Below are 4,531 nucleotides of genomic sequence, written 5' to 3'. Positions count from 1 at the left end.
GTCCTCGGGTGAGGTAACGACGGCGTTGCGGGTGAGCAGCACCAGCCGGGAGTCGGCGAACCGCTCCTCCGCCAGCCACTCCTTCACCAGGCCCAACGCCCAATGCAGCGAGGCCCGTTCACCGCGCGGGCAAGGAGCGACCACGACCTCGGGAGCCCCGACGCCGTCGAGGCCCTCGTCGGCGGCCAGCCAGACCGGCTCCGGCCCCGCCGCCTGCGTGGCCTCGACCGGCACCCACTCCACGCGGAACAGCGCGTCCCGCAGGCTCGCCGCGGCAGCGGCCTGCGCCGCTCGGCCGGACAGCGGCCGCAGCGCGAGCGAGTCGACGGTCAGGACCGGACTGCCCAGGGCGTCCGCCGCGTCGAGCCGTACCTCCTCCCGACCCGTCACGGCCAGCCGCACTCGCAGTACGGTCGCGCCCGAGGCGTGCAGGCGTACACCCCGCCAGGAGAACGGCATCAGTGCCGCCGCGGCGTCCTCGGCAAGGCCACTGAGGCCGACCGTCTGCAGCGCGGCGTCGAACAGCGCGGGGTGCAGCTCGAAGTCCGCGGCGTCACCCGCCAGTTCCTCTGGCAGTGCGACCTCGGCGAACACCTCGTCACCGCGCCGCCACGCGGACCGCAGACCCCGAAACTCGGGGCCGTACGCGAAGCCGTCGGCCTCGAACCGGTCGTAGCGGCCCTCGATGTCGAGTGGCTCGGCCCCGGTAGGCGGCCAGGGCCCGCTGAGGTCCTGCCCGGCGCCGGTGCCCTCCGGGCCCAGGGTGCCGCTCGCGTGGCGCGTCCACGACAGGCCGTCCTGCGTCGCGTCGCCGTCGGGCCGCGCGTGCACGGTCAGGGTGCGCCGACCGGACGCGTCGGCGGCACGGAGCCGCACCTGGAGAAGTAGGCCACCGTCCTCGGGCAGCACCAGCGGCGCCTCCAGGGTCAGTTCCTCCAGCAGCGGGCACCCGGCCCTGTCCCCGGCCCGTACGGCCAGCTCGGCCAGCGCGGTGCCCGGCAGCAGGGCGGCGCCCTCGACACGGTGGCCGCGGATCCACGGCTGGGCGGCGAGCGAGACCCGGCTGGTGAACAGCAGCTCGTCGCCGTCTGCGCTTTCCAGCACGGCACCCAGCAGCGGATGGTCCACCGGCTCCAGGCCCAGGGAGCGTACGTCCCCGGACGCGCCGGACGGGGCCTTCGGCCAGTAGCGCTGCCGCTGGAAGGGATAGGTCGGCAGATCCACGCGCCGGGCACCGCTGTCGGCGAACAGCGCCGCCCAGTCGACGCGGGCGCCGTGGGCGAACACCGTCGCCACCGCCTCCACCACCGACAACGGCTCGGCGCGGTCCCGGCGCAGCGCGGCGGCGAACGCCACGGCGTCACCGGGCAGACAGTCCTGGCCCATGCCGGAGAGCACCCCGCCGGGACCGAGTTCCAGGCAGCTGCCGACGCCCAGTTCGCCCAGCGTCCGCATTCCGTCAGCGAACCGCACCGCCTGGCGCACATGGCGCACCCAGTACTCCGGGTCGGTCAGCTCCTCGGCGGTCGCCGTACGGCCGGTCACGTCGGAGACGACCGGGATCAGCGGATCGCTGTACCGCAGCGAGCGCGCGACCGCGCGGAAGTCGTCGAGTATGGCGTCCATGCGGGGCGAGTGGAAGGCGTGGCTGACATTGAGCCGTTTGGTGCGCCGGTCCCGCTCGGCCAGTTCGGCGGCCACCGCGAGTACCACGTCCTCGTCGCCCGACACGACGACGGATTGCGGGCCGTTGACCGCGGCGACGGATGCCCGGTCCGTGCGCCCGGCCAGCACCTCCATGACCTCGTCCTCGGAGGCGCGCACGGATACCATCGCCCCGCCCGTCGGCAGGGCCTGCATCAGCCGGCCACGAGCAGCCACCAGCGCGCAGGCGTCCGGCAGTGACAGCACCCCCGCCACATGGGCCGCCGCCAGCTCGCCGACGGAGTGGCCCAGCAGCGCGGCGGGCCGCAGCCCCCATGCCTCCACCAGCCGGAACAGCGCGACCTCGACAGCGAACAGGCCCGTCTGGGTGTACTGCGTCCGGTCCAGGAGCTCCGCCTCCGGTGTGCCCGGCCCGGCGAACACCACCTCACGCAGCGGACGGTCCATGTGCGGGTCCAGGGCGGCGCAGACCTCGTCAAAGGTGGCGGCGAACACCGGGTAGGCGGCGTGGAGTTCACGTCCCATGCCCTGGTACTGGCTGCCCTGTCCGGTGAACAGGAAGGCCGTCCGGGCAGCGCGGTGACCCGCGCCCGTCACCAGCCCCGGAGCTCCGTCCGTGCCGTCGGCGAGCGCCGCCAGCGCCGCTTCGAGCCCGCGGGGACCGCTGTCGTACAGCACCGCGCGGTGCTCGAAGACCGAACGCCCTGTGGCCAGCGAGAAGCCGACGTCGACGGGGTCCGAGTGGACGAACTTCCGGAGTCCTGCGGCCTGTTCGCGCAACGCGTCCGTCGACCGCGCGGACAGCACCCACGGTAGGACCGGCATCCCGGCGCCGCGCTCCGGCGCGTCCTCGGCGGACTCCTCCGCCGGGGCCTCTTCCAGGACGGCGTGCGTGTTCGTGCCGCTCACACCGAAGGACGACACGGCCGCACGGCGCGGCCGGCCGGCGGCCGGCCAGGGACGCTCCTCGGCCAGCAGCGAGACGGCTCCGGAGTCCCAGTCGACGTGGGTGGAGGGTGTGTCGACGTGGAGGGTCCGGGGCAGCAGGCCGTGGCGCATGGCCATGACCATCTTGATGACGCCGCCGACGCCGGCGGCGGCCTGGGTGTGGCCGATGTTGGACTTGAGCGAGCCGAGCCAGAGGGGCTGTTCGGGGCTGTGGTCCTGTCCGTAGGTGGCCAGGAGGGCGTGTGCCTCGATGGGGTCGCCGAGGGTGGTGCCGGTGCCGTGCGCCTCGACCGCGTCGACGTCCGCGCCGGTCAGCCCGGCGGCGGCCAGCGCGTCCCGGATCACCCGCTCCTGGGCGGGACCGTTGGGGGCGGTGAGGCCGTTGCTGGCGCCGTCCTGGTTGGCCGCTGTGGAGCGGACCACCGCCAGCACGGGGTGGCCGTTGCGGCGCGCGTCCGACAGCCGCTCCAGCAGCAGCAGACCCGCGCCCTCCGACAGGCTGGTCCCGTCGGCGCTGTCCGCGAACGCCTTGCAGCGTCCGTCCGGCGCCAGCCCGTGTCCCTGCCCACGGCTGAACTCGTCGAACAGCGTCGGCGTCGACATCACCGCCACACCACCGGCGAGCGCCAGCGAGCACTCGCCGTTGCGCAGCGACTGCACCGCCAGATGCAGCGCGATCAACGAGGAGGAACAGGCGGTGTCGACCGTCACCGCGGGCCCCTCCAGGCCCAGCGTGTAGGCCACCCGGCCGGAGGCGACGCTGCCCGCGCTGCCGTTGTAGACGTAGCCCTCGACGGCGTCCGGCGACGCGTCGACCAGCGTGCCGTAGTCGTGGTACATGACGCCCGCGAAGACGCCCGTACGGCTGCCGCGCAGGGTCCTCGGGTCGATGCCGGCCCGTTCCACGGCCTCCCAGGAGGTCTCCAGGAGCAGCCGCTGCTGCGGGTCCATGGCGAGCGCCTCACGGGGCGAGATCCCGAAGAACGCCGGGTCGAACTCGGCGGCGTCGTACAGGAATCCCCCGTGGTCATAGAGCCCGTCCAGGTCCCAGCCGCGGTCCGTCGGGAACTTTGACACCGCGTCCTCGCCCGCGGCCACCAGCCGCCACAGGTCCTCCGGGGTGCCTACCCCGCCCGGGTAGCGGCAGCTCATCGCGACGATCGCGATCGGCTCGCGGCCGCGCTCGGTGAGCTCGCGGTTGTGCTGCCGCAGCCGCTCGGTCTCCTTCAGGGACGCCCGCAGGGCGGCGACGACCTTGTCATTGGGGTTGCTCATGGGGTCACTCACGCTCCGCGTCGGATCCGGCGCTGTCGCCGTCGAAAGCAAGGTTGATGAGGAGGTCGACATCCATCTCGTCGATGGCGTGGATGGCGTGGACGGTGTCATGCGCGGTCCCGCGGGGCGCCTCCGCGGCCGCCACGGCGGTCTGCGCGGTCTCCTGCGGGAACAGCTTCCGCTCCACGAACCGGGCGATCGCCTGCGGAGTCGGCTGGTCGAAGACCAGGGTGGCGGGCAGCCGCAGCCCGGTGGCCGTGTTGAGCCGGTTCCGCAGCTCGACCGCCGTCAGCGAGTCGAACCCGATGTCCTTGAAGGCGCGGTCCGGCTCGATCGCGGCCGTCGACGCGTGGCCCAGCACGGCCGCCACCTGCGCGACGACCAAATCCTCCAGCGCTTGCGCCCGCTGCTCCCCGGACACCCGGGCGAGCCGCTCGGCGAGCGACAGCTCCGCGGGCCGTCGCACGCCGGCCTCCGCCGTGCTACGACGCACCCGGCGCTGGGCCAGACCCCGCAGCAGCGCCGGAAGAGAGTCGTCTTCGGCCCGCCGCCGCAGCGCCGCCACGTCGAGCCGGATGGGCAGCAGGTGCGCCTCGCCGGCCGCGCACGCGGCGTCGAACAGTGCCAGCCCCTGGGCCGCGGA

2 protein-coding genes are annotated in these 4,531 nt (G+C 74.0%); both read right to left on the bottom strand.

Going from position 1 to position 4,531, the window contains the following annotated elements:
* A partial coding sequence (locus ACF1GV_RS42455; protein WP_391692512.1) for a type I polyketide synthase occupies positions 1-3,888 on the bottom strand: 3,888 nt, incomplete at its 3' end.
* A 4-nt stretch (positions 3,889-3,892) separates the two neighbouring features.
* Positions 3,893-4,531: beta-ketoacyl reductase (locus tag ACF1GV_RS42450; protein WP_391692510.1), on the bottom strand; the 639-nt coding region annotated here is incomplete at its 5' end.

This window comes from Streptomyces sp. NPDC014006, assembly GCF_043088925.1.
Taxonomy (GTDB): Bacteria; Actinomycetota; Actinomycetes; order Streptomycetales; family Streptomycetaceae; genus Streptomyces.
Note: the sequence above shows the minus strand (reverse complement) of the source record. Positions and strands in the feature narration are given on the sequence as shown.